Source organism: Micromonospora sp. D75 (genome assembly GCF_018070405.1).
GTDB lineage: Bacteria > Actinomycetota > Actinomycetes > Mycobacteriales > Micromonosporaceae > Micromonospora > Micromonospora chalcea.
On sequence record NZ_JAGPXV010000529.1, the window covers coordinates 1 to 4,267 of the forward strand.

A 4,267-nucleotide genomic window follows, 5' to 3' on the forward strand; every position below is an offset into this window, starting at 1 on the left:
CGTCATGGTGGCGCCGCGCTCGTCGACCACCGCGACGCGGCCGGGGTCGCGGGCGGCGGCCTGGCGCAGCTCCCCGGCGAGGCTCCAGCCCCACCGGCGCAGCGCGTTGAGCTGCGAGACGACCCGGATCGGACGGCCCGGGGTGAGTAGTCCACGGCGGGTCAGCGTGGCGGCGATGAACGGCAGGTCCAAGGCGCAACTCCTTCGCGTTCGTGGTTCGTCGACCAGGCTCCGGACGGGTCGGCCGTCCGGTTTTGCGTGATCTTGCGCCCGATCGCGGGTCGGGTCGGCCAGGCGGGGACGCCCGGCCCGCGACGGCGCTGCCTGTCGTCACGGGCCGGGCGGCGTGCCGCCGGCGGTCAGCGGATCTGCATGCCGGAGATGGCCCGGGAGATGACCAGCCGCTGGATTTCGGAGGTGCCCTCGAAGATGGTGTAGATCTTGGCGTCGCGGTACCACCGCTCGACCGGGTGGTCGCGCAGGAAACCCGCGCCGCCGAGGAGCTGGACCGCCTTGTCGGTCACCGAGACGGCCACCTCACCGGCCTTGAGCTTGGACATCGAGCCTTCGCCGGCGGCGAACGGCCGGTTGTTGCGGCCCATCCAGGAGGCGCGCCAGACCAGGAGCCGGGCGGCGTCGATCTCCATCTTCATGTCGGCGAGCGCGAACGCGACCGCCTGGTTGGTGATGATCGGCCGTCCGAACTGGACCCGTTCCTTGGCGTAGTCCAGGGCGTACTCGTAGGCGGCGCGGGCCACGCCGAGCGCCTGCGCGCCGACTGTCGGACGGGACAGCTCGAACGTGCGCATCGCCGCCTGGCCGGAGGCGCGCTGCCCGGACCGGGCGCGGGCCAGACGCTCGTCGAGCGCGTCCTTGCCGCCGAGCAGGCAGCGGCCCGGCACCCGGACGTCGTCGAGGAAGACGTCCGCGGTGTGCGAGGCGCGCAGCCCGAGCTTGCGCAGCTTGCGGGTGGCGGTCAGACCGGAGGTGCCCGGGGGTACGACGAACGCGGCCTGCCCGCGCGAGCCCAGCTCGGGGTCGATCGAGGCGGTGACCACGTGCACGCCGGCGATGCCGCCGTTCGTGGCGTACGCCTTCTGCCCGTTGAGCACCCACTCGTCGGTGGCCTCGTCGTAGACGGCGCGGGTACGCATCGATCCGACGTCGGAGCCGGCTTCCGGCTCGCTCGTGCAGAACGCGGCGACGGCCGGGGAGTCGACGTCGCCGAAGCACTGCGGCACCCATTCGACGAGCTGGTCGGGGGTGCCGGCGCCGTAGATCGCGGCGACCGCGAGCGAGGTGCCGAAGATGCTCAGGCCGATGCCGGCGTCACCCCAGAAGAGTTCCTCGCTGGCGATCGGCAGGGAGAGGCCGGTGGGGTCGGCCCAGCAGGTGGCGAGGAACTCGAAGCCGTACAGGCCGACCTTCGCCGCCTCCTGGATGATCGGCCACGGGGTCTCCTCCCGGGCGTCCCACTCGGCCGCGGCCGGGCGCACGACCTCGGCTGCGAAGCCGTGCACCCAGTCGCGTAGATCCCGCTGTTCCTCGTTCAGGTCGAGCGAGAACTCGGCCATGTCAGGCCTTGGGGATGTCGAACAGGTTGGCGATGTTGGCAGCCAGGCCCAGGTCGCCCTTGGCCTTCAGCTTGCCGGTCATGAACATCATCACCGGGTTGGCGCCACCGGAGACGATCTTCAGGAACTCGACCGGGCCCATGGTGAGGCTCAGCTTCGGGTCGCGGGTGGCGGTCTCCGAGACGGTGCAGGCGCCGTTCTCGATGACGATCTCGTACGTGTCGGTGCCACCGTCCGGGCGGCCGGTGATGTTCCAGTGGATGACCGCGTTGGTGGCACCGGCGCGGTCGGCGCGGAACAGCGTGGGCATCCGGTTGAAGACCTCGCTGAGGATCTTGCCGCGCGACTCGCCGGACATGATCTCGGCGATCTTGGCGTCCGGCGTGGACTTGACCAGCTGCGCGAACTCCTTGGGGCCGACGTTCGCGAAGTTGGCCGGGTCGAAGTCAGTCATCAGGAAATGCACCTCTCGGGCGGGGCCAGCTTGGTTACTCTGGCGTAACCCTACGCACGGGTAGGTATGCTCGCAAGAGTGTCCAGCACGCCGACCTTCAAGCGCCTTCCCCGAGCCGTACGCGAGCAGCAGATGCTCGACGCGGCGGTGAAGGTGTTCTCCCGTCGCGGCTTCCACGCCGCCAGCATGGACGAGATCGCCGACGACGCCGGCATCTCCAAACCGATGGTCTACGCCTACCTCGGCACCAAGGAAGAACTCTTCATCGCCTGCCTGCACCGGGAGAGCACCCGGATGATGGAGGCCATCGCCGGCGCCGCCGCCCCCGACCTGCCCGCCGACGAGCGGCTCTGGCGCGGGCTGCGCGCGTTCTTCGGCTTCGTCGGCGCGCACCGGGACGGCTGGGCCGTGCTCTACCGGCAGGCCCGCGGCTCGCAGCCGTTCGCCGCCGAACTCGCCGCCATGCGGGGACGGCTGGTCGAGGTGGTGGCCGGGATGCTCGACCACGCGCTGCGCGCCGCCGGACGGGAGGTCGGCGCCACCGACCTGGAGGTGGTCTCGTACGCGCTCGTCGGCGCCTCCGAGTCGCTCGCCGACTGGCTGGCCGACCACCCGGAGGCCGATGCCGGCAAGACCGCGACCCGGATGATGAACGTGGCCTGGCTCGGCGCCGACCAGCTGTTGCGCGGCGCCACCTGGCACCCCGGTGCTGTGTAAGGAAGGGCCCCTTCTTAACGCCTCCGGTAGTGGAAGGGCCCCTTTTTAACAGTCGCGGCGCGCGGCGGCTCGCCGGTGTGCCCGCCGCCGGCCCCAGCGGGCGGCCTCGAACAGACCGGTGACCGCGAGCGAGATGGCGACCCCGGCGAGGAGCCCGGAGACGGGGTTGTGCTCGAACGCCAGGCCGCCGAAGTAGCCGAGCAGCGTGCAGTAGATCCCCCAGGTCGCGCAGGCCAGCGCGTCGTACAGCAGGAACATCCGCACCGGATAGCGGACCGCACCCATGGTCAGCGTGACGGCGGTGCGGCCGCCGGGGACGTACCGGGCGGTGGTCAGGATCATCCCGCCGCGCCTGTCGACGGCCCGGCGGGCCCACTCGGAGCCGGCCCGCCGCCGGCTGTCCGCCGGGAAGCGGGCCAGCCGGTGCGCGCCGCCGCCGCGCCCGATCGCGTAGGAGACGTGATCGCCGACGAGCGCGCCGAACGCGGCGGTCACGATCACCAGCGCCAGGTCCGGCTCGCCGCCCGCCGCGAAGACCCCGGCCGTGATCACCACGGTCTCGCCGGGCACCGCCGGGAAGAACGCGTCGACGGCGGTGACCGCGATGATCACCAGGTACACCCACGGTGAGGTCACCGTGTGGTGCAGCAGGTCGAGCGCGTCCCCCATGCACCCATGCTCGGTGGTGCGGTGTTAAGCAGGGGCCCTTCCCATACAAAAGGCGTTAACAAGGGGCCCTTCCTTCTCCTCGGCCGTGGGCCCGCGCGACGTGAGCACCACCGGCGCCCCCAGCGCCTCCGAGACCGCCCCCGCCCAGTCGGCGGGCGCCGAGTCCAGCACCGGCCGGGCCCGCAGCAGCCGCTGCGTGAGCGCCGCCTGCCGGTCCAGGTCACCGGCCGGGCCGGGGACGAGCCGGTCCAGGCCCTCGTACCGGCGGCAGATCCGCAGCTCGGACCCGGCCAGGTCGAGGTGGGTCAGCGCCAGCCCGTCCACCCCACCCGCGACCTCCAGCGCGTACCGGTGGGCGACCGCGTCGAAGTGCCCGAACCGGAACCGGCCCTGCCAGGGGTTCGTCCCGTTGTGCCGGTCGCGGAACGGCAGCGCCGCGTCCTCGGTGACCAGCGGCCCGGGACCGTGCCGCGTGGTGGTCGTGCGCAGCACGCCGAGCCGCTGCGCGGTACCGGCCATCCCCGCCTCGGCGAGCAGCGTCTCGGCGTTGGCGAACGTCGTGGTGCTCCACGTCGTGTACGGGTGGAAGCCGTGCCACTCGTCCAGCAGCACCCCCTGCGCGCCCTCGAACACGCAGGTGCCCTCGCGCAGCGCGGATGCCAGCCAGGTCCGGTCGACGATCGCCACCCGGCGCGCGAAGGCCGCGTACGCGGGCAGGCAGTCCTGGACCGGCGGCGCGTCCAGCGGGCCCAGCTCGGCGGTGAGCCGGTCCCGCAGCGCGGTCAGCCGCCGGCGCAGCACCGCCGGGCGGCGGCAGTCCGCCACCCGGGGTGCCTCGTCGGGGGGGGGGCGG

5 protein-coding genes and 1 pseudogene are annotated in these 4,267 nt (G+C 72.6%); 1 reads left to right on the plus strand and 5 read right to left on the minus strand.

Annotated features, from left to right (window positions below; translation table 11 throughout):
• From KBX39_RS24735 to KBX39_RS24745, 3 genes and pseudogenes are all read right to left on the minus strand, one after another.
• Positions 1-192, minus strand: a pseudogene (locus KBX39_RS24735) (acyl-CoA synthetase); the annotation flags it as partial.
• Positions 193-359: 167 nt separating this feature from the next.
• Positions 360-1,574: an acyl-CoA dehydrogenase family protein gene (locus KBX39_RS24740; protein ID WP_064447943.1), complete on the minus strand. Its 1,215-nt coding sequence runs from the start codon at positions 1,572-1,574 to the stop codon at positions 360-362.
• A gap of 1 nt (position 1,575) precedes the next feature.
• The gene (locus tag KBX39_RS24745; protein WP_043327552.1) at positions 1,576-2,028 is read right to left on the minus strand and encodes an SCP2 sterol-binding domain-containing protein; all 453 of its coding nucleotides are present in this window, start codon (positions 2,026-2,028) and stop codon (positions 1,576-1,578) included.
• A 78-nt stretch (positions 2,029-2,106) separates the two neighbouring features.
• Between KBX39_RS24745 and KBX39_RS24750 the strand changes: the two genes are divergently transcribed.
• On the plus strand, positions 2,107-2,745 hold the full coding sequence (locus KBX39_RS24750; protein WP_030500578.1) for a TetR/AcrR family transcriptional regulator: 639 nt from the start codon (positions 2,107-2,109) through the stop codon (positions 2,743-2,745).
• A gap of 45 nt (positions 2,746-2,790) precedes the next feature.
• Here KBX39_RS24750 and KBX39_RS24755 read toward each other — a convergent pair whose 3' ends face one another.
• Together KBX39_RS24755 and KBX39_RS24760 are read right to left on the minus strand one after the other, a co-directional pair.
• Positions 2,791-3,414, minus strand: coding sequence for a DedA family protein (locus KBX39_RS24755; protein ID WP_043327550.1), 624 nt, complete (start codon positions 3,412-3,414; stop codon positions 2,791-2,793).
• Between the two features lie 24 nt (positions 3,415-3,438).
• A partial coding sequence (locus KBX39_RS24760) for an adenylosuccinate synthetase (RefSeq protein WP_210872749.1) occupies positions 3,439-4,267 on the minus strand: 829 nt, incomplete at its 5' end.